At 74.6% G+C, this 21376-nt stretch carries 18 protein-coding genes; 15 read left to right on the forward strand and 3 right to left on the reverse strand.

The window, feature by feature from the left end; all coding sequences use genetic code 11:
• Nucleotides 1-8: 8 nt before the first annotated feature.
• From ACRYR2_RS04075 to ACRYR2_RS04085, 3 genes are read left to right on the forward strand one after another with little or no spacing between them, the layout of a single operon-like run.
• The gene (locus ACRYR2_RS04075) at nt 9-203 is read left to right on the forward strand and encodes a DUF4244 domain-containing protein (protein ID WP_432561544.1); all 195 of its coding nucleotides are present in this window, start codon (nt 9-11) and stop codon (nt 201-203) included.
• Nucleotides 200-547 carry a TadE family type IV pilus minor pilin gene (locus ACRYR2_RS04080; RefSeq protein ID WP_432561545.1) on the forward strand — a complete coding sequence of 116 codons (348 nt, stop codon included), beginning with the start codon at nt 200-202 and terminating at the stop codon, nt 545-547. Before ACRYR2_RS04075 ends, ACRYR2_RS04080 begins: the two co-directional genes overlap by 4 nt.
• Nucleotides 544-915 carry an Rv3654c family TadE-like protein gene (locus ACRYR2_RS04085; RefSeq protein ID WP_432561546.1) on the forward strand — a complete coding sequence of 124 codons (372 nt, stop codon included), beginning with the start codon at nt 544-546 and terminating at the stop codon, nt 913-915. Before ACRYR2_RS04080 ends, ACRYR2_RS04085 begins: the two co-directional genes overlap by 4 nt.
• Here the strand turns inward: ACRYR2_RS04085 and ACRYR2_RS04090 are convergent.
• On the reverse strand, nt 879-3275 hold the full coding sequence (locus ACRYR2_RS04090) for a DEAD/DEAH box helicase (protein WP_432561547.1): 2397 nt from the start codon (nt 3273-3275) through the stop codon (nt 879-881). The two genes, ACRYR2_RS04085 and ACRYR2_RS04090, sit on opposite strands and share 37 nt — an antisense overlap.
• Before the next feature lie 201 nt (nt 3276-3476).
• Between ACRYR2_RS04090 and ACRYR2_RS04095 the strand changes: the two genes are divergently transcribed.
• From ACRYR2_RS04095 to ACRYR2_RS04135, 9 genes are all read left to right on the forward strand, one after another.
• Entirely contained in the window at nt 3477-3845 is a 369-nt protein-coding gene (locus ACRYR2_RS04095; RefSeq protein ID WP_432561548.1) for an STAS domain-containing protein, read from the forward strand.
• 31 nt (nt 3846-3876) lie between these two features.
• The gene (locus ACRYR2_RS04100; RefSeq protein WP_432561549.1) at nt 3877-4305 is read left to right on the forward strand and encodes an ATP-binding protein; all 429 of its coding nucleotides are present in this window, start codon (nt 3877-3879) and stop codon (nt 4303-4305) included.
• A gap of 103 nt (nt 4306-4408) precedes the next feature.
• The gene (locus ACRYR2_RS04105; RefSeq protein WP_432561550.1) at nt 4409-6769 is read left to right on the forward strand and encodes a sodium-translocating pyrophosphatase; all 2361 of its coding nucleotides are present in this window, start codon (nt 4409-4411) and stop codon (nt 6767-6769) included.
• 27 nt (nt 6770-6796) lie between these two features.
• Nucleotides 6797-8305 carry a DUF7059 domain-containing protein gene (locus ACRYR2_RS04110; protein WP_432561551.1) on the forward strand — a complete coding sequence of 503 codons (1509 nt, stop codon included), beginning with the start codon at nt 6797-6799 and terminating at the stop codon, nt 8303-8305.
• 196 nt (nt 8306-8501) lie between these two features.
• Nucleotides 8502-11357: a type I DNA topoisomerase gene (gene topA, locus ACRYR2_RS04115; protein ID WP_432561552.1), complete on the forward strand. Its 2856-nt coding sequence runs from the start codon at nt 8502-8504 to the stop codon at nt 11355-11357.
• A gap of 338 nt (nt 11358-11695) precedes the next feature.
• Nucleotides 11696-13750, forward strand: coding sequence for a dTMP kinase (gene tmk / locus ACRYR2_RS04120; RefSeq protein ID WP_432561553.1), 2055 nt, complete (start codon nt 11696-11698; stop codon nt 13748-13750).
• Nucleotides 13747-14916: a DNA polymerase III subunit delta' gene (locus ACRYR2_RS04125; RefSeq protein WP_432561554.1), complete on the forward strand. Its 1170-nt coding sequence runs from the start codon at nt 13747-13749 to the stop codon at nt 14914-14916. The genes tmk and ACRYR2_RS04125 overlap by 4 nt, the downstream gene beginning before the upstream one ends.
• A gap of 12 nt (nt 14917-14928) precedes the next feature.
• Nucleotides 14929-16467: an alpha/beta hydrolase gene (locus ACRYR2_RS04130; RefSeq protein WP_432561555.1), complete on the forward strand. Its 1539-nt coding sequence runs from the start codon at nt 14929-14931 to the stop codon at nt 16465-16467.
• Nucleotides 16468-16472: 5 nt separating this feature from the next.
• The gene (locus ACRYR2_RS04135) at nt 16473-17615 is read left to right on the forward strand and encodes a sensor histidine kinase (RefSeq protein ID WP_432561614.1); all 1143 of its coding nucleotides are present in this window, start codon (nt 16473-16475) and stop codon (nt 17613-17615) included.
• A 9-nt stretch (nt 17616-17624) separates the two neighbouring features.
• Here ACRYR2_RS04135 and ACRYR2_RS04140 read toward each other — a convergent pair whose 3' ends face one another.
• Complete coding sequence (locus ACRYR2_RS04140) at nt 17625-18611, reverse strand: helix-turn-helix transcriptional regulator (RefSeq protein ID WP_432561556.1); 987 nt, start codon at nt 18609-18611, stop codon at nt 17625-17627.
• Nucleotides 18612-18841: 230 nt separating this feature from the next.
• Here ACRYR2_RS04140 and ACRYR2_RS04145 point away from each other — a divergent pair, with 230 nt between their 5' ends.
• Entirely contained in the window at nt 18842-19072 is a 231-nt protein-coding gene (locus tag ACRYR2_RS04145; protein WP_432561557.1) for a hypothetical protein, read from the forward strand.
• 7 nt (nt 19073-19079) lie between these two features.
• Here ACRYR2_RS04145 and ACRYR2_RS04150 read toward each other — a convergent pair whose 3' ends face one another.
• A complete protein-coding gene (locus ACRYR2_RS04150; RefSeq protein ID WP_432561558.1) occupies nt 19080-19640 on the reverse strand; it encodes a helix-turn-helix domain-containing protein in 561 nt (186 codons plus the stop codon).
• Between the two features lie 48 nt (nt 19641-19688).
• Between ACRYR2_RS04150 and ACRYR2_RS04155 the strand changes: the two genes are divergently transcribed.
• Complete coding sequence (locus tag ACRYR2_RS04155) at nt 19689-20414, forward strand: class I SAM-dependent methyltransferase (protein WP_432561559.1); 726 nt, start codon at nt 19689-19691, stop codon at nt 20412-20414.
• Nucleotides 20411-21334 carry an NAD(P)/FAD-dependent oxidoreductase gene (locus ACRYR2_RS04160; protein WP_432561560.1) on the forward strand — a complete coding sequence of 308 codons (924 nt, stop codon included), beginning with the start codon at nt 20411-20413 and terminating at the stop codon, nt 21332-21334. Before ACRYR2_RS04155 ends, ACRYR2_RS04160 begins: the two co-directional genes overlap by 4 nt.
• Nucleotides 21335-21376: the final 42 nt, after the last annotated feature.

A 21376-nucleotide genomic window follows, 5' to 3' on the forward strand; every position in this document is an offset into this window, starting at 1 on the left:
AGGAAGCGGTGGACCAGGTGGAGAACCGGGTGGGGCAGTGCGAGGAGGAACCGGCGCGCGATGCCGGGATGGCGACGGCGGAGTACGCGATGGCCACCCTGGCCGCCTGCGGTTTCGCCGGTCTGCTCATCGCGATCCTGCGCAGCAACGAGGTCCGGGGACTGCTCCTCGGCATCGTGCGGCAGGCGTTGTCGCTGGGGTGAACCGGTCGGGTCCGGACGCCGGTTCGGTCACGTCCGAGTTCGCCCTCGCCCTGCCGGCCGTGGTCCTGCTGCTGGCCCTGGGCCTCGGCGCGGTGCGGGTGGCCGTGACCCAGGTGCAGTGCGTCGACGCGGCCCGGGCCGCCGCCCGGGCCGCCGCTCGCGGGGAGACGCCCGAGGTGGTGCGGGCCGTCGCCCACGCCGCCGGTCCCGACGGCGCCGAGGTGTCCGTCGAGGTGTCGGCGACGGTCGTGACCGTCGAGGTCAGCCTGCAGCAGCGGCTCGCCGGTCCGGTCGGTGGCGCCGTCGTGGCCCGCGGCTCGGCCACGGCGGCGGTGGAGTCGTGAGGGACGAGGGCAGCGGCAGCGTCCTGGCCGTCGGCCTGTGCGCGGTCCTGCTGTCGGGGGTCGTGCTCGGTCTCGGGGTGGGGTCGGCCGTGGTCGCCCGGCACCGCGCCGAGGCCGCGGCCGACCTGGCGGCGCTGGCGGCGGCGGACGTCGTCCTGGGGCGCGCGGACGGCGATCCGTGCACCCGGGCGCGGGTCGTGCTCGCCGCCCACGGGGCGGGCGCGCAGGGGTGCGCGGTGGCGGCCGACGGGTCGGTGACCGTCACCGCGACGGTGCGTGCCGGGGTCCTGGGCACGGCCCGGGCCTCGGCGCGCGCCGGTCAGGCGGCTCCTCAGGCCACGGAGGAGTCCAGGGAGGGGGAGGCGTGAACCGCGGCCACCAGCACGTCCAGCAGCGCCAGCGCGCCGGCCTTGTCCAGGGGTTCGTTGCCGTTGCCGCACTTGGGCGACTGCACGCACGCGGGGCAGCCGTCCTCGCACCGGCAGGCGCGCACGGCGTCGCGGGTCGCGGCCAGCCACCGGCCGAACCGGGCGTGGCCGCGGTCGGCGAAACCGGCGCCGCCCGGCACGGCGTCGTGCACGAACACCGTGGGGGCCCCGGTGTCGGCGTGCAGCGCCGTGGACAACCCCCCGAGGTCCCAGCGGTCGCAGGTGGCCAGCAGCGGCAGCATTCCGATCGAGGCGTGCTCGGCGGCGTGCAGCGCGCCGGGCAGCCTCGTCACGTCCCCGAGCACCCCCTCGGCGACGTCGACGTCGAGGGTCCACCAGACGGCCCGGGTGCGCAGCCGCCGCTCGGGCAGTTCCAGCGGCTGTTCGCCCAGGACGGTACCGGTGCCCACGCGGCGGCGCAGGAAACCCGTCACCCGGCTGGTCACCTCGACCACACCCGAGCACACCCGCACCGGCCCGGCGGTGCGGGTGGCGTCGACGAGGAGGATCCGCACGTCGGAGGAGGACCGGGCGTGGGTCGTGAAACCCGGGTCGGGTTCGGGGTGGACGACGGCGAGGCCGTCGGAGTGGTCGAGGAGGTCGACGACGTAGGTCCGGCCCTGGTGCACGTGCACGGCGCCCTCGTGCACCTGGGAATCGGCCGAACTCGCCTCGACGGTGCCCAGCACCCGGCCGGTCCCGTCCTCCACGATCCGGACGCTGCCCCCGGCGCCCCGCAGGTCGGTGAGGTCGACGGCGCGGTCCCGGCGCGTCCAGTACCAGCCGTTCGCCCTGCGCCGCAGCACGTTCCGCCGCACGAGCAGTTCGACCACGTCGGCCGCGACGGGGCCGAACAGTTCCAGGTCGCCCTCGGTCAGCGGCAGCTCCTGGGCGGCCGCGGCCAGGTGCGGGGCCAGCACGTACGCGTTGTCCGGATCCAGCACGGTCGCCTCGACCCCGGCACCGAACAGCGCCTCGGGATGGTGCGTGAGGTAGGTGTCCAGCGGATCGTCGCGCGAGACGAAGACGCCCAGCGCGGGGTTCCCGCGCCGGCCGGCCCGGCCGACCTGCTGCCAGAACGAGGCCCGGGTGCCCGGCCAGCCGGCCACCAGCACGGCGTCCAGGCCGGCGATGTCGACGCCGAGTTCGAGCGCGTTCGTCGTGGCCATCCCCACGACGCGGCCCGTGCGCAGCCCCTCCTCCAGGGCGCGACGGTCCTCGGGCAGGTACCCGCCGCGGTAGGCCAGGACGCGGTCGGCGAGGTCGGGGGCGACGTCGGCCAGCCGGCGTCGCGCGCCCGCCGCGACGGACTCGGCGCCGGCGCGGCTGCGGACGAACGCCAGGGTGCGCACGCCCTGCAGGACGAGGTCGCCGAGCAGGTCGGCGGCCTCCGCCGTGGCGGTGCGCCGCTCGGGCCGGGCGGACCCCTCGGCGGGGTCCTCCAGGACGGGCCGCGTCGGCGGCTCCCACAGCGCCACCGAGACGGCCGGGCGGGTCGAGGTGTCCTCGGTGACGGCGTGGACGTCGACGCCGGTCAGCCGCCGGGCCGTGGTGGCCGGGTCGGCGACGGTGGCCGAGGCGAGCAGGAACGTGGGGTCGGCGCCGTAGCGCGCCGCCAGGCGCCGCAGCCGGCGCAGCACGGCGGCGGCGTGCGAGCCGAAGACCCCGCGGTAGGTGTGCAGCTCGTCGACGACGACGTAGCGCAACCGCCGCAGGAAGCTGGCCCAGTGCTCGTGCCCGGGCAGCACCGAGCGGTGCAGCATGTCGACGTTGGTCAGCACGACACCGGCGTGCTCACGGATCCAGCGGCGCACCTCCGGCGGGGTGTCGCCGTCGTAGGTGCTGGTGACCGGGGCGTCCAGGCGCAGCGCCCGCAGCCGGGCGTCCTGGTCGGCGGCCAGCGCCTTGGTGGGGGACATGTACAGCGCGGTCGCGCCCTTGCCGTTGGGGGCGGCGGCCGCGGTGGCGCGCAGGGCGGTGAGCAGCGGCAGCTGGAAGGCCAGCGACTTGCCCGAGGCGGTGCCGGCGGCCAGCACCGTCGACCGCCCGGCCCACACGGCCTCGGCGGCCAGCACCTGGTGGCGCCAGGGCAGTCCCCGCGTCCCCCGCTCGAGGGCGGCCACGACCTCGGGATCGGCCCAGGCCGGCCAGGGCGTCCGCACCCCGGCGCGCGCGGGCAGGAACTCCACGTGCTGGACCCGCCCGCTGCGCACGCCCGCGTCGAGGAGGCCTCGCCAGCCCGGGTCCTCCCGGGCCGCGTCCTGCGCCTCGCCCGCCTGCGCCCGGCCGTCCTGCACCACGCCCGACAGTGTCCTCCCTCGCGGGGCGGCCGGTGGCCGTCGCGCACGTTGGACAGGCCCCTCACGCAGCGCGATGGTTGAATGCCTGGGAGGGGGACGCTCGCGCGTCCTCCACGACAGCAGCACGAACCGAGCATGAAGCAGCACGTACCGCCTGCACGCGACCAGCGGGCAGCAGACCAGCAGCGAGGAGGGGTCCCAGTGGACCTGTCGGTGACCAGCCGCGAAGAAGGCGGCCGGACCGTCGTGGAGGTGTCCGGTGAGATCGACGTGTACACCGCGCCGACCCTGCGCGAACGCCTCAACGAACTCGTCGGAGCAGGGCACCACCACCTCGTCGTCGACATGGAGGGTGTGGAGTTCCTCGACTCCACCGGCCTCGGCGTCCTCGTGGGCGGGCTGAAGCGGGTGCGTTCGCACGACGGGTCCCTGCACCTGGTGTGCCAGCGCGAGAAGATCCTCAAGGTCTTCCGCATCACCGGCCTGACCAAGGTGTTCCCGATCCACGACACGGTGGCCGACGCGATCGCCGCCTCCGCGTCCGCCGACGAGGCCAACTCCGCGTCCTGACGCGGACCACCTGGATCGAGGAACCGTCGCCGTGCCCACCGTCACCCTGCGCTTCTCACCGCTGGCCGAGCACGTGCGCACCGCACGGCTGGTCGCCGTCTCGGTGGCGCGTCGGGCCGGCTACGACGAGAACCAGCTCGACGAGATCCGCATCGCCATCGGCGAGGCGTGCGCGCGGGCCGTCGCCGGAGACGACCTCCCGGCGACCCCCGCGCCCGGCCCCGACGGCCTGGTCGACATGCTGCTGTGCGACGACGAGGACCGGCTCGAGGTGACCGTGGTGCGCCGGGACGTGCACGGCGAACCGGCGCCGGCCGGGCCCGGGCCGCTGGCCACCGCCGACCCGCTGTCCCTGGCGCTGATGGCGGGGATGGCCGAGTCCAGCGGACAGTCCGCCGTCCCCGGCGGGGTCACGCTGAGCTGGCGGCTGCACGCCGACCAGTCCCAGCCCCAGACCTAGCGGGTTCCCCGCGCCGAGCGCGGTGGGTGATCAGATCGTGTAGCCCATCCGGGGGCGCTGCCCTACGGTGGGTGCCAAGGTCATCACTCGTCGAGGAGGACGAATGTCCCCGACCGTGCCCGAGAACCTTTCCCCCGCCGCCCAGGGCATCGCGATCGCCGTGGCGGTCGTCGCCGTGCTGGCCCTGGCCGCCGCCTACGTCTTCCGACGACAGGTCCTCGCCGCCGGCGAGGGCACCGAGCGCATGCAGGCGATCGCCGGGGCGGTGCAGTCCGGGGCCTCGGCCTACCTCCGGCGGCAGTTCCGGACCCTGGGCTGGTTCGCCGTGGCGGTCCTGCTGCTCCTGCTGGCGCTGCCGGCCGACGGGTGGGACCTGCGCGCCGCGCGCAGCGTCGCCTTCGTCGTCGGCGCCGCGTTCTCCGCCGCCATCGGGTACCTGGGGATGTCGCTGGCCGTGCGGGCCAACGTGCGGGTGGCCGCGGCCGCCCGGACCGGTCCCGGCGCCCGCGAGGAGGGCATGCGGATCGCCTTCCGCACCGGCGGCGTCGTGGGCATGACGACCGTCGGCCTGGGCCTGCTGGGCGCCGCCGTCGCCGTGCTGGTCTTCGGCGCGGACTCCCCGACGGTCCTGGAGGGGTTCGGGTTCGGCGCCGCGCTGCTGGCCATGTTCATGCGCGTCGGCGGTGGCATCTTCACCAAGGCCGCCGACGTCGGCGCCGACCTGGTCGGCAAGATCGAGAAGGGCATCCCCGAGGACGACCCGCGCAACCCCGCCACGATCGCCGACAACGTCGGCGACAACGTCGGCGACTGCGCCGGCATGGCCGCCGACCTCTTCGAGTCCTACGCGGTGACCATCGTCGCCGCCGTCATCCTCGGCAGCACCGCGATCGGCGAGGACGGTCTCGTCCTGCCGCTGCTGATCCCGGCCATCGGGGCGATCACCGCCGCCCTCGGTGTCGTGCTCGTCCGGGCCCGCCCCGGGACCAGCGGGCTGACCTCGATCCAGAACGGCTTCTACCTGTCCGCCGCGGTCGCCCTCGTCGGGACGGCCGTCGCGTCGTTCGCCTTCCTGCCCTCGACCTTCGCCGGGTTCGACGGCGCCGACGAGACGGTCGCGACGCTCAACGGCGACCCCCGGGTCATCGCCTTCGCCGCCGTCCTGCTCGGCATCCTGCTGGCCGTCCTCATCCTGTTCATCACCGGCCACTACACCGGCACCGACGCCAAGCCCACCCGCGACGTCGCGGACTCCTCGGTCACCGGCGCGGCGACCGTCGTGCTGTCCGGCATCGGCCTGGGGCTGGAGTCGGCCGTCTACACCACGATCGTCATCGCCGGCGCGGTGTTCCTGGCCTTCATCCTGGCCGGCGGCGTGCTGGCGCTGGCGATGTTCCTCGTGGCGCTCGCCGGCTGCGGTCTGCTGACGACGGTCGGGGTCATCGTCGCCATGGACACCTTCGGCCCGGTCAGCGACAACGCCCAGGGCATCGCCGAGATGAGCGGTGACGTCGACGAGGAGGGCGCCGCCGTGCTCACCGAGCTCGACGCGGTGGGCAACACGACCAAGGCCGTGACCAAGGGCATCGCGATCGCCACGGCCGTGCTGGCCGCGACGGCGCTGTTCGGCTCCTACCAGGACGCCGTCGTGACCCGCATCAACGAGGCCGCGGTCGCGATCGACGCGCCCTCGCAGTACCTGCAGCGCACCATCGGCGACTTCAGCGTCTCCACCCCCACCACGCTCGTCGGGGTCCTGCTGGGGGCGGCCGTGGTGTTCCTGTTCTCCGGGCTGGCGGTCAACGCCGTCGGCCGTTCCGCCGGCGCCGTGGTGCTGGAGGTGCGCCGGCAGTTCGCCGACCACCCCGGGATCATGGACGGCACCGAGCAGCCCGACCACGGCCGGGTCGTGGACCTGTGCACCCGGGACGCGCTGCGCGAGCTGGCCACCCCGGGTCTGCTGGCGGCGTTCGCCCCCATCGCCGTCGGGTTCGGCCTCGGGGTCGCGCCGCTGGCCGGGTTCCTCGGCGGGGCGATCGCCGCCGGCGTCCTCATGGCGGTGTTCCTGGCCAACTCCGGCGGCTCCTGGGACAACGCCAAGAAGCTCGTCGAGGACGGTCTGCACGGCGGCAAGGGGTCGGAGGCGCACGCGGCGACGGTCATCGGCGACACCGTCGGCGACCCCTTCAAGGACACCGCCGGCCCGGCGATCAACCCCCTCATCAAGGTGATGAACCTCGTCTCGCTGCTGGTCGCCCCGGCCGTGGTGACGCTGTCCATCGGTGCCGACGCCAACGCCTGGTTCCGGTACGGGATCGCGGCCGTCGCGGTGGTGGTCATCGTCGCCGCGGTGGTCGCCAGCAAGACGCGCCGCGTCGACATGGCCGCCCCCACCGGACCGGCCGTCGGCGGACCGGCCGACCTGGACCTGCGCAGCCAGGAGGGGGTCGAACGCCTGCCCTGACCGGCAGGTGGGGCAGACTCGGACCACGTGAGCGACCCTCGAGAACTCCTCGCCGGCCTGCGCGAGGACCTGCGCGCCGCGAACTACACCGTCGACGGGGTCGGTGAGCTCGTCGGGGACGTCGCCTCGGCGGCCCTGGACCGCGAGCAGCCGCTGCCGGCGCTGCGGGCCACGGCCGGCTCCTCCGAGCCGGCCGCGGTCCTGCTGCGCTGCCTGACCCTGGGCCGGCCCACCACCCGCGCCGCCCTCGACGCGGCCCTGCCGCGCGCCGGGACCGCGGGCGCGCAGGCGCTGGGGCTGGTCACCGTGGCGGGGCAGGCGCCCGACGACGAGGTCCGGCCGCTGGTGGACCTGCGCCCGTACTCCGTGGACGACGCGGCCGGGACAGCGCACTGGTGGCTGGTCAGCGACCTGGGCGAGCTGGCCACCGGCGAGGCGCTGTCGGCCGACCACGTCCTCGGCGTCGGCGGGGCGTCCCTGACCCTGGCCTCGGCGACGGTGCGGACCCCGGTGGACCGCGTCCTGGACATCGGCACCGGCTGCGGCATCCAGGCCCTGCACGCCTCCCGGCACGCCCGCCGGGTGACCGCGACGGACACCTCCGAGCGCGCCCTGGACCTCGCGGCCGTCAACGCCGCCCTCAACGAGGTGGCCCTGGACCTGCGGCAGGGGTCGCTGCTGGAGCCCGTCGAGGCCGGTGAGCAGTTCGGGCTGGTCGTGTCCAACCCGCCGTTCGTCATCACCCCGCGCACCCGGGCGGTCCCGACCTACGAGTACCGCGACGGCGGGATGCCCGGGGACTCCCTCGTCGCCCGGCTCGTCGGTGGCGTCGGCTCGGTGCTGGCCCCCGGCGGGGTGGCCCAGCTGCTCGGCAACTGGGAGCTGCACGACGGTGAGCACTGGTCGCAGCGGCTGGAGGGCTGGCTGGAGGGGACCGGGCTGGACGCGTGGGTCGTCCAGCGCGAGGTCGCCGACCCGGCGCTGTACGCCGAGACCTGGATCCGCGACGGCGGGCAGAGGCCCGGACCGCGCTTCGACGAGCTGTACACCGCGTGGCTGGACGACTTCGAGCGCCGCGGCGTGACCGGCGTCGGCTTCGGCGTCGTCACGCTGCGCCGGCCCGAACGAACCGGCGCCCCGCTGCGCCGGTTCGAGGAGAACCTGGCGCAGCTGTCCGACCCGCTGGGGGAGGTCTTCGCCGCCGGCCTGGCCGTGCACGACCGCCTGGCCGGGCTGGAGGACCTGGACGACCTGACGTTGACCGTGTCGGGCGACGTCACCGACGAGCGCTACCACTCCCCGGGCGACCCCGATCCGCGCATCGTGCTGCTGCGGCAGGGCGGTGGCCTGCGCCGCGTGGCCCAGGTGGACGGCGACCTCGCCGGGCTGGTCGGCGCCTGCGACGGGGAGCTGACGGTCGGGCAGATCACCGCCGGGCTGGCCGTGCTGGGCGAGGAGGAGGTCGGCGCCGTGCGCAGCCGCCTCCACCCCCGCGTGCGGGACCTGGTGGCGGACGGCTTCCTGCTGCTGCCCTGACCCCGCCCCGACCACCACCCCGGGGCTGCCGGTTGCACGCAGAGGCACACCTCGTGCGACATTGAGGGCGCGCGATCGGTGCACGCGCCGTCGGCACGGCGTGCGAGAGTGCACAGCAGGGCGTCACCGGCCGGGGGGTCGCACAGCGGGCGCTCCGACGGGGTGGACCGGGAATCGAAGGCGAGAGGCAGGACCAGTGGCGGGCAAGTCCCAGGCAACGAAGTCGTCCGGAGACGGGCTGCGCCGGCTGGTGATCGTCGAGTCGCCGAACAAGGTCAAGAACATCTCCAACTACCTCGGCCCCGGCTACGTGGTCGAGGCCTCCGTCGGGCACATCCGTGACCTGCCGCAGCCCTCGCAGCTGCCCGAGGACATGAAGAAGGGGCCCTTCGCCAAGTTCGCCGTCGACGTCGAGCACGGCTTCGAGCCGTACTACGTCGTCGACAACGACAAGAAGAAGAAGGTCTCCGAGCTCAAGCGCGCCCTCAAGGACGCCGACGAGCTCATCCTGGCCACCGACCGCGACCGCGAGGGCGAGGCCATCGCCTGGCACCTGGTGCAGGCGCTCGAACCGCGGATCCCGTACCGCCGGATGGTCTTCGGCGAGATCACTCGCGAGGCGATCCAGCAGGCCGTGCAGGAACTGCGCGACATCGACGACCGCCTCGTCGACGCCCAGGAGACCCGCCGCATCCTGGACCGCCTCTACGGTTACGAGCTGTCCCCGGTGCTGTGGCGCAAGGTCCGCGCCGGGCTGTCCGCCGGCCGCGTGCAGTCGGTCGCGACGCGGCTGTGCGTCGAGCGCGAACGCGAGCGGATGGCGTTCGTCGCCGCCGGCTACGCCGACATCACCGGGACGTTCCAGCCCGAGGGCGACTCCGCGTTCAGCGCCAAGCTGTCCAGCGTCCAGGGCAAGCGGGTGGCCAGCGGCCGCGACTTCGACGACACCGGCCGGCTCAAGAGCGCGGGCGTCGCGCACCTCGACGTCGCCGCCGCCGAGGCCATCGTGGCGGGCCTGGCCGAGTCCGACTTCGCCGTCCGCGGGGTGGAGGAGAAGCCGTACACCCGCCGCCCGGCCGCCCCGTTCATCACCTCCACGCTGCAGCAGGAGGCCTCCCGCAAGCTGCGGCTGAACGCCCGGCAGACCATGCGGACCGCGCAGGGCCTGTACGAGCGCGGCTACATCACCTACATGCGCACCGACTCGATCCAGCTGTCGGCGCAGGCGCTGGCCGCGGCCCGGGCGCAGGCCCGCGAGCTGTACGGCCCGGAGTACGTGCCGGACTCCCCGCGCAACTACACCTCGAAGGCGAAGAACGCGCAGGAGGGTCACGAGGCGATCCGCCCGGCGGGGGAGAACTTCCGCACCCCGGCGCAGGTCTCCGGCGAGCTGCGCGGCGACGAGTTCCGCCTCTACGACCTCATCTGGAAGCGGACCGTCGCCTCCCAGATGCACGACGCCCGCGGGACCACCGCGACCGTCCGGCTCGGGGCGAGCACGGCCGACGGCCGTGACGTCGAGTTCTCCGCCTCGGGCACGATCATCACCTTCCGCGGGTTCCTCGCCGCCTACGAGGAGGGCCGCGACGCCACCCGCGACGACGAGAACACCGGCGACGAGGACCGCCGCCTGCCGCAGGTCACCGCGGGTGACCCGCTGTCGGCCCGGGACCTGCGCGCCGACGGCCACGAGACCACCCCGCCCGCCCGGTACACCGAGGCCAGCCTCATCAAGACGCTGGAGGAGAAGGGGATCGGGCGTCCCTCGACGTTCCAGTCGATCATCTCGACGATCGTCGACCGCGGGTACGTCTGGTACAAGGGCTCGGCCCTGGTGCCGTCCTGGCTGGCGTTCGCCGTGACGCGGCTGCTGGAGGAGCACTTCCCCAAGCTCGTCGACTACGACTTCACCGCCGAGATGGAGAACGACCTCGACGCGATCTCCCGCGGCGAGGCCGAACGCGTCGACTGGCTGACGAAGTTCTACTTCGGCGCCGACGGCCCGGCCAACGGTGCCGTCGTCACCGCTCCGCAGGCCCCGGACGGCCCCGGTGACGCCACCGCCGAACTGGACGGCATCAAGGGCCTGGCCGACGACCTCGGCGCGATCGACGCCCGCGAGATCTCCACCGTGCCGATCGGGGAGGGCATCGTCCTGCGCGTCGGCCGGTACGGGCCGTACCTGGAGGGCCCCGACGCCGAGACCGGTGAACTGCTCAAGGCCTCCGTGCCCGAGGACATCGCGCCCGACGAGATGACCGTCGAGCGCGCCCGGGAACTGCTGACCTCGCAGTCCGACGGCGACAACGTCCTGGGCGAAGACCCCGAGACGGGCCGCACCATCGTCGCGCGCGTCGGCCGCTACGGGCCCTACGTCACCGAGCTCATCGAGGACGACGCTCCCGCGACGGCCGTCGAGGAGCGCGCCGAGCAGGCCGCCCCGAAGAAGCGCGCCGCGAAGAAGGCCGCGAAGGTCAAGCCGCGCACGGGCTCGCTGTTCAAGGACATGTCGGTCGACACCGTCACCCTCGAGCAGGCCCTGCAGCTGCTGTCGCTGCCGCGCGTCGTGGGCACCGACCCCGAGAACGGCGACGAGATCACCGCGCAGAACGGCCGCTACGGCCCGTACCTGAAGAAGGGCACGGACTCCCGCTCGCTGGAGACCGAGGACCAGATCTTCTCCATCACGCTGCCCGAGGCGCTGGCGATCTACTCCCAGCCCAAGATGCGGCGCGGTGCGGTCGCCAAGCCGCCGCTGAAGGAACTGGGGCCCGACCCCGAGTCCGGTTCCCCGATCGTCATCAAGGACGGCCGCTTCGGCCCGTACGCGACCGACGGCACGACCAACGCCACGCTGCGCAAGGACGACGACCCCGAGACGGTGACGCTGGAACGCGCCGCCGAGCTGCTCGCCGAGAAGCGCGCCAAGGGGCCGGCCAAGAAGACCGCGCGCAAGACGACGGCGAAGAAGACGACGGCGAAGAAGACGACGGCGAAGAAGACGACGGCCAAGAAGACGGCGGCCAAGAAGACGGCTGCGTCCGAAGCCTGACGCCGCGCCGCCGGTGCGCGACGCGGACCGGCGGGGTTTGAGCGCGGGGTCACCGCGTGCGCGGTGATCGGGTGTGAGGTCACCGCGCGCCGGACCCGGACCGGCGGGGTTTGAGCGCGGGGTCACCGCGTGCGCGGTGATCGGGTGTGAGGTCACCGCGCGCCGGATCGGGCGGGGGTGGGGGTTTGGACGCGGGGTCACCGCGTGCGCGGTGATCGGGTGTGAGGTCACCGCGCGCCGGACCCGGGTGGGGTGGGGGTTCGAGCGCGGAGTCACCGCGCGCCCAGCGGGGTGAGCGAGGCGGCGGCGGTGTCCGCGCGGGCATCTACCCTGACGACGTGAACGCGCCCGCACCAGCCCCCGACCACGACGTGCGGGCGTTGCTGCGCGACTACCCCGACTTCCGGCGCATGTGGCTCTCGCTCATGCTCTCCAGCTTCGGCGACTGGCTGGGCATGCTGGCCAAGCTCGGCACGGCCGCGGGCCTGACGGTCGGCGACGCGACGCAGACGAACGTGGCCGTCTCCACGGTCTTCATCCTGCAGCTGGCCCCCGCGGCGCTGCTCGGGCCGCTGGCCGGGGCGCTGGCCGACCGCCTCGACCGCCGCACGACCATGGTCGTCGGCGACGTCCTGCGGTTCGCGCTGTTCGCCTCCATCCCGCTCGCGCAGAGCCTGACGTGGCTGTTCGTCGCCACCCTGCTCATCGAGCTCGTCACCCTCTTCTGGGGCCCGGCCAAGGACGCCACCGTCCCCAACCTCGTCCCGAAGAACCGCCTCGAGGTGGCCAACCAGATCAGCCTCGTCGCCACCTACGGCTCGGCCCCCGTGGCCGGGCTCGCCTTCATCCTGCTGACCCTGCTGACCGGGGTCCTGGACAACGTCCTGCCCTTCCTGGCCGGCGGGCAGTCCGACCTGGCCATGTACGTCAACGCCCTGACCTTCCTGGTGGCCGCGGCCGTCATCTGGCGGCTGCGCATCCCGCCGCGCCAGGTCCGCCCGCGCGAGGGCGGGCTGGCCCCCACGCTGGGCCGGGACATCGTCGAGGGCTGGCGGTTCGTCGGGACCTCGCCGCTGCTGCGCGGTCTCGTCTTCGGCATGCTCGTCGCCTTCGCCGCCGGCGGCGTCGTCCTGAGCCTGGGCCGGGCCTTCGTCACCAGCCTCGGCGCGGGGGACCCCGGCTACGGCGTCGTCGTCATGGCCGTCTTCGCCGGGGTCGCGCTGGGCGTGTGGCAGGGACCGCGCTGGGTCGCCGGGCTCAGCCGGCGGCGGACGTTCGGGCTGGCGCTGTCGGCCGCCGGGGTCTCGCTGGTCCTCGTCGCGCTGGTGCACAACATCGTCGTCGCCTCGCTGTTCGTCGTGGCCCTGGGGCTGTTCACCGGGCTGGCGTACGTCTCGGCGTACACGCTGCTGGGGCTGGAGGTCGACGACGACGTGCGCGGCCGCACCTTCGCCTTCGTCGGTTCCAGCACCCGCGTCGTCATCGTCGCCGTCATGCTCGTCGCGCCCTGGGTGGCGCAGTTCCTCGGCGACCGGACCCTCGCGCCGAGCGACCACTGGTCGGTCACCTACGCCGGGTCCGCGCTGGCGATGGTCCTGGCCGGCGTGGTCACCGGCGTCTCCGGGATCGTCGCGTTCCGGCAGATGGACGACCGCCGCGGGACGAGCCTGCGCGCCGACCTCGTCCGCGCCTGGCACCACCGCGACGAGGTGCCCGAACCCCCGAAGGACCCCCGCCGCGGCGGCGGGTTCTTCCTGGCCCTCGAGGGCGGCGACGGCTCGGGCAAGACGACCCAGGCCCGGCTGCTGGCGCAGTGGCTGGAGGACCTGGGGCACGAGACCGTCGTCACCCGCGAACCGGGCGGCACCACCACCGGCCGGGCCCTGCGCGAGGTGCTGCTGTCCCACCGCGACCACCCGCTGAGCCCGCGCGCCGAGGCGCTGCTGTTCGCCGCCGACCGCGCCCAGCACGTCGCGCAGGTCGTCCGTCCCGGGCTGGGCCGCGGCGCCGTCGTCATCACCGACCGCTACGTCGACTCCTCCCTGGCCTACCAGGGCGCCGGCCGGGCCCTGCCCGCCGCCGAGGTCGAGCGCCTGTCGACCTGGGCGACCGAGGGGCTGCTGCCCGACCTCACCGTCGTCCTGGACGTCGACCCCGTCACGGCCGCGACCCGGCGGGCCGGCCGGGCCGCCGACGACCGCATGGAGGCCGAGTCGCAGGCCTTCCACGCCAGGGTGCGCGAGCAGTTCCTGCTGCTGGCCGACCGCGACCCCGGCCGCTACCTCGTCGTGGACGCCACCACCACCCCCGAGGTCGTCCAGGCCCGGCTGCGCGAGCACCTCGCGCCGCTGCTCCCGGCGCCCGCACGGACCGGGGCGGGAGCCGCCTCGTGAGCGTCTGGAGCGACGTCGTCGGGCAGGAACCGGCCGTGCAGGTCCTGTCCCGGGCGGCGCTGGCCGCGCGCCGGGGAACGACCGGCATGACCCACGCGTGGCTGCTCACCGGCCCGCCCGGGTCGGGCCGCTCGACCGCGGCCCGCGCCTTCGCGGCCGCGCTGACCTGCCAGGACCCGACCGAGATCGGCTGCGGCCGCTGCAGCGGCTGCCGGACGGCGCTCGCCGGCTCGCACGCCGACGTCACGCTGTTCACCACCGAGCACACCTGGATCCGGCGCGAGAACGTCGAACCGCTCATCGCCACCGCCCAGCGCCGGCCCTCGGTGGCCGGCTGGCGGGTCATCGTGGTCGAGGACGCCGACCGGCTCAACGAGACCTCCGGCAACGTGCTGCTGAAGACGATCGAGGAACCGCCCGCGCAGACGGTGTGGGTGCTGTGCGCGCCCGCGGTCGACGACGTCCTGCCCACCATCCGGTCCCGCTCGCGGCACGTGCCGCTGCGGATCCCACCGGCCGACGCGGTGGCCGAACTGCTCGTGCGCCGCGACGGCATCGACCCGGTGATGGCCGCCTTCGCCGCGCGGGCGGCCCAGAGCCACATCGGGCTGGCCCGCCGGCTGGCGCGCGACGAGGGCGCCCGGATCCGGCGGCGGGAGGTGCTGCGGCTGCCCCAGCGCGTGCGGGGGGTGGGCGACGCGGTCGTGGCGGCCGGCGAGCTCGTCGAGATCGCGGCCGAGGAGGCGAGCGCCTCGACGACCGAACGCGACGCCACCGAGAAGGCCGAGCTGCTGCGCGCCCTGGGCGCCGACGGGTCCGCGACCGTGCCCCCGGCGGTGCGGGCCCAGGTCCGCCAGCTGGAGGAGGACCAGAAGCGGCGCGCCCGCCGGCACCAGACCGACGTGCTGGACCGGGCGCTGGTGGACCTGCTCGGGCTGCTGCGCGACGTGCTCGTCGTGCAGGTGGGGGCGCCGGTGGAGCTGGTGAACTCCGACATGACCGGCGAGGTGCGCACGATGGCCGAGGCCGGTACCGCCGAGGAGACGCTGCGGCGCACCGACGCCGTGCAGCTGGCCCGGGAACGGCTGACGCAGAACGTGGCCCCGCTGCTGGCGATCGAGGCGCTCGCGCTGAGCCTGCGCCCCTCGGGCCGCGACCTCTCGTAGCCTGGCCCCACCATGCGCACCGCCCTCCGAGCCGCCAGTTCCCTCGCCGTCGTGGCGCTCGCCGTCCCGGGGTGCTCGGTGTTCGGGGGTTCCAGCCCCGATCCCGTGCCCGTCGGGACCGCCGCCGCCGTGGCCGGCGAACCGGCGAGCGACCCGGCGATGGCGAGGTTCTACGACCAGCGGTTGCAGTGGGCCGACTGCTCCGGTGGTTTCGAGTGCTCGCAGCTGACCGTTCCCGTCGACCACGCCGACCCGGCGGGCGCGACGACGACGCTGGCGGTGGTCCGCTCGCGCACGAGCGCGACGGGCGACGACCGGCTCGGGTCGGTCGTGCTGAACCCCGGCGGCCCCGGGGCCTCGGGGGTGGAGTACGCGCGCACCGCGGAGAGCGTCCTGTCCGCCGACGTTCGTGACCACTTCGACGTCGTCGGTTTCGACCCGCGCGGGGTGGGCGGGTCGAACCCGCTGCGCTGCCTGACCGACGCCCAGGTCGACACGTTCCTGTCCACCGACCCGACCCCGGACGACCCGGCCGAGGTGCAGGCGCTGTCCGAGCAGACCACGTCGCTGGGCCTGGGGTGCCAGCAGGCGGGGGAACTGGCCGCGCACGTCGACACCCGGTCGGTGGCCAAGGACATGGACGTGCTGCGCGCCGCCCTCGGCGACGACAAGCTGAACTACCTCGGCAAGAGCTACGGCACCTACCTCGGCGCCTGGTACGCCGAGCAGTTCCCGCAACGGGTCGGGCGCTTCGTCCTCGACGGGGCGCTGGACCCGCAGCTGACCGGCGAGGAGGTCAACGCCGGCCAGGCCGCGGGTTTCGAGGTCGCACTGCGCGCCTACGTCCAGGGCTGCCTCGACGGCGACGACTGCCCGCTCACGGGCGGCGTCGACGACGGTGTCGCCCAGGTCCGGCAGTTCCTCGACTCCCTCGACGCGGATCCGCTGCCCACCGGGACCGACCGGGAACTGGTGCAGGGGCTGGGGTACTTCGCGGTCGCGTGGCCGCTGTACTCCCGGTCGGCGTGGCCGCGGTTGTCCGCGGCGCTGACCCGGGCCTTCGCCGGCGACGGCTCGGCGATGCTGGCCCTGGCCGACGCCTACTCCCACCGCGGCACCGACGGCCGGTACCTGGACAACTCCAGCACCGCCATCTACGCCGTGAACTGCCTGGACCGCGACGACGCCGAGACGCTGCCGCAGGTGCAGGACACCGTCACGCACCTGGCGGCGCAGTCGCCGACGTTCGGGCCGTTCCTGGCCTGGGCCGGCCTGGCCTGCGCGAACTGGCCGATCGCACCCGTCGGTGAGGCCCGCGCGGTGCACGCCGAGGGGGCCGGCCCGATCCTCGTCGTCGGCACCACCCGGGATCCCGCGACCCCGTACGCGTGGGCGCAGAGCCTCGCCGCCGAACTGTCCTCGGGAACGTTGCTGACGTACGACGGCGACGGGCACACCGCGTACCGGACGGGTTCGCGCTGCATCGACTCCGCCGTCGACGCCTACCTCGTCAGCGGTGAGGAACCCGACGCGGACACCACCTGCTCGTGACGGGGATGCGCGCCGCACGGATCACCGGCGACGTGGTCGCGGTGCTGCTGTGCTGGACCCTCGGGCTGGCCCTGGTCGGGTTCGACCTGGAGGAGTCCCCTGGACTGCGGCCGGACGCCGTCGTCGCCCTCGACCTGCTGCTGGGTCTGCTCGGCGTGCCGCTGCTGTTCCTGCGGCGGCGCTGGCCACTCGTCGTCGCGCTCGTGCTGGCGGCGTTCTCGGTGGTCTCCTACGCCGTCGTCCTGGCCTGCGGTGTCGCGTTGTTCGCGGTCACCGTCCGGCGCCGGTGGCAGGTCGCGGTCACCGTCGCCGTCGCGTCCGGCCTCGCGGGCCTGGTGCAGATGCTGCTGTGGCCCGATCCCGACCTGCCGTGGTGGCTGGGCACGCTGCTCGAGGCCGCGGTCCTGGTCGGGATCCTGGCCTGGGGGATGTACGTGCGGGCGCGGCGGCAGCTGGCGCAGTCCTGGCGGGAGCAGGCCGAGCGCGCCCGCGCCGAGGAGGAACTGCGCGCCGACCAGGCCCGGTCGGTCGAACGGGCCCGGATCGCCCGGGAGATGCACGACGTGCTGGCCCACCGGATCTCGCTGGTGAGCATGCACGCCGGGGCGCTGGAACTGCGGCTGGAGGGGGCGGCCGATCCCGAGGTCGTCGCGTCGGCGGCCACCATCCACCGCAGCGCCCGGGCAGCGCTGGACGACCTGCGTGTCGTCCTCGGGGTCCTGCGCGCCGAGGACGGCCGCGAGCAGCCCGCCGCGCAACCCGCCCTGGCCGACGTGCCCGGCCTGGTCGAGGAGGTGCGCGCCTCCGGTGTCCGGGTCGAACTGGACATCGCTGCGCAGGACGTGCCGGACGCCCTGGGCCGCACCGTCTTCCGGGTGGTGCAGGAGGGGCTGACGAACGTCCGCAAGCACGCTCCGGGGCACCGGGTGCGGGTGCGGGTCGAGGGCCGCCGCGGTCGCCGGCTGCAGGTCGTGGTGGCCGACCGTCCCGGCGACGGTGACGCCCCGGCGCTGGACGCCCCGTCGTCGGGTTTCGGGCTGGTGGGGTTGCGCGAGCGCGTCGAGCTCGTCGGCGGGACGGTGCGGACGCACCGCACGGCGGACGGTTTCGAGCTCCTCGCTCGGCTGCCCTGGCCGCGACGTTCCTGAACCGCCTCCTCACGCGCGCAGGGTGTCACCCGGCCGCACGCCGTAGGTGGCGCGGTGGAGGGTGGCGAACCGGCCGGCGTTGGCGAAACCCCACCGGGTGGCGATGTCCGCGACCGTGTCCCCGCGGGTCGGGTCGGCGCGCTGCAGTTCCCGGTGGGCGTGCTCCAGACGCACCCGGCGCAGGTGCTCCAGGGGGGTGGTGTCCAGGTGCCGCCTGAACCCGTGCTGCAGGGCGCGCACGCTCGTGCCGGCCGCCGCGGCGATCTCGTGCAGCGGCAGCGGCAGGTGGGCGTTCGCCTCGATGTGGGCCACCGCGCGGCGCACCGTGGCCGGGGTCGTCGCGCCGGGACCCGGCACGTGCTGCCGGGTCATGGTGGTGTTCGGGAAGACGTGCAGCGCGGCGGTCGCCACGGTGCGCGCCATCTCCTCGGCCAGCAGCGGCGAGTCCAGGGGGGAGTCCGGATCGGTCAGCGCGCCGCTGACCAGGCCCACCAGGGAGCGCCAGTAGCGGTCCATCGAGGCCGAGACCGGGGTGATGCCGTGGAACCGCAGCTGGGCGGCGGGCACGCCGGTCGTGTCCTCGGCCACCCGGTCGACGCGGCCGGCCGGCAGCCGCACGGTGGTCACGTCGAAACCGCGCATGGCGAACTCGACCGGTACCCCGATCGGGTAGACCGCGGCGTTCCCGGTCGCCGCGACCGTCTCCGCGTCCCGGCTGCTGACCTGCACACTGCCGGCGTGCACGACGAAGAACACGTGGTCGTGGAACCCCTCGGCGCTGGTGCCGCGGTAGTCGATGGACGTGCGCACCCGGTCCACGCCCAGGGCGGGGACGTCGTTGGTCTGCGCCGAGAACCGCGCGCCGCCCCGGATGGGCGCGAAGCGGGAGCTGTTGTCGGCGTACGTCCGGCGGATGAAGTCGGTGACCTCCGCCTCGTCACTGGAGGCGAACGAGGACCGGCGCACGAGGCCGGGGCGGACCTGGGTCGACGACATGCAACCTCCCGGTCGAGAGGGTGATCGTTGGGCTCGACGGACACCCTACGCAACCGAAGGCCGCCGGGCGAAGCCGTTCCCCGCGCTCCGTGGTCACCGTGCCGAGGCCTGAGCGACCCTGGCCGGGCGCCCGGTCGAGCTCGGCTCCACCCGAGCGTGAGCCCCGGGCAGGGTCGGGCAGTGAACCCGTCCGGGGGCCTCGGTGATCACTGCGTGGCCGGGCGGTGTGCGTGGATCCGGAGCAGGTGCGGGAGCAGGGCCGGCAGTGGCTCCTGTCCTCGGCACTGGCGTGCGAGCGTCTGGCGGTCGTGCACGAGCAGTGCGCCGCCCTCTACGAGCAGCTGGCGCTGCGGGCCGAGGGCGACGCCTGGGCCGAGCAGCTGACCCGTGCGGCGGCGCGTGAGCGGGACCAGGCCGCGCAGGCGTGGAACCGGTCGCGCCTGCGGGGAACGGGGCGCTGAGCGGCGATCAGTCGTGCAGGTGGGCGCGCTCCCCGTCCCGGTCGAAGATCGACAGGATCTCCAGCCCCCCCGATCCGGGGAACGCGCTGATGCGGTGCGGGACCATCGTGGAGAACTCCGCGGCCTGACCGGGTTCGACGACGACGACGCGGTCGCCCAGTTCGAGGCGGGCCCGGCCGGACAGGACCGTGAACCACTCCCGCCCGGGGTGCACCTGGGCGGTGTCCGACAGCGAGTCGTCCAGCCGCATCTTCGCCACCGTCACGCCGGCGACGGCCCGTTCGCGCGAGAGCAACCACGACGTGACGCCGGGGCGGTGCTCGGGTTCGGGGCGGATGAGGACGTCGCCGTCCTCGTCGGTCGCGACCAGGTCGTCGAGGGTGGTGCCGAGGGCGCGTGCCAGGGGCACCAGCTGGTCCAGCGCGATGCGCCGGCCGCCGGTCTCGATGCGGCTCAGCGTCGAGGGGCTCATGAAGCAGCGCGCGGCGAGGTTGTCCAGCGACCAGCCCTTCGCCAGCCGCAGCCCACGGATCCGGCGGCGGATGAGTTCGTCGATGTCTTGCTCCATGCGCAAGAGTGTATGCGTCAGAAGCATGCTCCTGCCTACCCTGGAGGCATGACCCACCACCACGGCCACGAGGCGCACCACCGCGCGCTCGACCTCGACGCCGAGGTGTTCGGCGCGCAGCTGACGCAGGTGCTCGACCGGCTCGGTGACCTCACCCCCCGCCGGGTCGTCGACCTCGGCGCCGGCACGGGGGCGGGCACCCGGCTGCTGCGCGAGCGGTACCCGGACGCCACGGTCACGGCCGTCGACAACGACCCCCGGGCCCTGGACGTGCTGCGGCAGCAGGGTTTCGCGGTGCTCCAGGCCGATCTCGACGCCGGTTTCCCGCAGGTCGCGGACGTCGACCTGGTGTGGGCGGCCTCCTCGCTGCACCACGTCGCCGACCCGGCCGGGCTGCTGGCCGGCGCGCGCGCGGCGCTGGCGCCCGGGGGAACCCTGGTCGTCGTGGAGGTCGAGGGGCTGCCCGCGTTCACCGGCCACCCCGCCGAGGAGCGCGGCCGCGCCGCGGCCCTGGCCTCGGGCTGGAACCACCACCCGGACTGGACGCCGGTGCTGCAGGCCGCCGGGTTCTCCGTCACCCGCACCGACACCACCCTGCAGGCCCCCTCGAGCGCGGCCGCGCAGGAGTACGCCCGCACCTGGCTGCCGCGGTACCTGCACGTGCCGGGGCTCGCCGGGCAGGACCGGCGCGCGCTGACGGAACTCCTGGACGACCTCCCCGGCGCCGAACCCCGCGCCACCCGCGCCGTCTGGATCGCCGAGGTGGACCGGTGAGCGGGTCGACCTGCGACGTCGTCGTCCTCGGAGCCGGTGCGGCCGGCCTGTCCGGCGCCACGGCCCTGGCCCGGTCGCGGCGCTCGGTCGTCGTCGTCGACGGCGGCGATCCCCGCAACGCCGTGTCCGGGCACGCCCACAACGTCCTGGGCCGCGAGGGGATCGGGCCGCTGGACCTGCTCGCGCAGGGCCGTCGCGAGGCGCAGGGGTACGGCGTGCGGTTCGTCGAGGACCGCGCCGTCCTCGCCCGCCGCGACGAGTGGGGTTTCGTCCTCGAACTCCTCGGCGGCGCCACCGTCCGGGCCCGCCGCCTCCTGCTGGCGACCGGTCTGACGGACGAACTGCCCGACGTCCCGGGGCTGCGGCGGTTCTGGGGCCGCAGCGTCCTGCACTGCGCCTACTGCCACGGCTGGGAGGTGCGCGGGCAGCGCATCGGGGTGCTGGGCACCCGGCCCGCGAGCCTGCACCAGGCGCTGGTGTTCCGCCAGCTGTCCGAGGACGTCACGGTGTTCGTGCAGGACCTGGAGGTTCCCGCCGGGACGGCCGAGCAGTTCGACGTCCTCGGAGTCCGGCTGCTGCCCGGAACCGTGCGCGGGGTGTCCGGCGAGGACGGGAACCTGCGCGTCGACCTGGACGGGACGCAGATCGGCGTGCAGGCCCTCGTCGTCACCCCGTACCACCGGGCCCGCGCCGAACTGTTCGCCCAGCTCGGCGGGGAACTGGCCACCAACCCGGTGGGGGAGTTCGTCCCGACGCAGCAGGCCGGTGCCACCGAGGTGCCCGGGGTGTGGGCCGCGGGGAACGTCACCGACCTCGGGGCCATGGTGCAGGGCTCGTCGGCGGCGGGGGTGCTGGCCGGGATGCGCATCAACCACGACCTGGTCCTGGAGGACGTCGCGAAGCTGCTGGCCGCCCGCTGAAACCCGGTGCGGTCGACGGCGGGACCCCGGCAGACTGGCCGG

The sequence above is a fragment of the Kineococcus deserti genome (assembly GCF_050871945.1).
Classification (GTDB): Bacteria; Actinomycetota; Actinomycetes; order Actinomycetales; family Kineococcaceae; genus Kineococcus.

Bases quoted from the DNA above. Each gene is read 5' to 3' on its own strand.
- ACRYR2_RS04140 (WP_432561556.1), bottom strand. From the start codon at position 18,611: ATGTCGTCGACCCAGGTCCGCCCCGGCCTCGTGCGCCGGTCCTCGTTC.
- ACRYR2_RS04135 (WP_432561614.1), top strand. From the start codon at position 16,473: ATGCGCGCCGCACGGATCACCGGCGACGTGGTCGCGGTGCTGCTGTGC.
- ACRYR2_RS04130 (WP_432561555.1), top strand. From the start codon at position 14,929: ATGCGCACCGCCCTCCGAGCCGCCAGTTCCCTCGCCGTCGTGGCGCTC.
- ACRYR2_RS04155 (WP_432561559.1), top strand. From the start codon at position 19,689: ATGACCCACCACCACGGCCACGAGGCGCACCACCGCGCGCTCGACCTC.
- ACRYR2_RS04105 (WP_432561550.1), top strand. From the start codon at position 4,409: ATGTCCCCGACCGTGCCCGAGAACCTTTCCCCCGCCGCCCAGGGCATC.
- ACRYR2_RS04150 (WP_432561558.1), bottom strand. From the start codon at position 19,640: ATGGAGCAAGACATCGACGAACTCATCCGCCGCCGGATCCGTGGGCTG.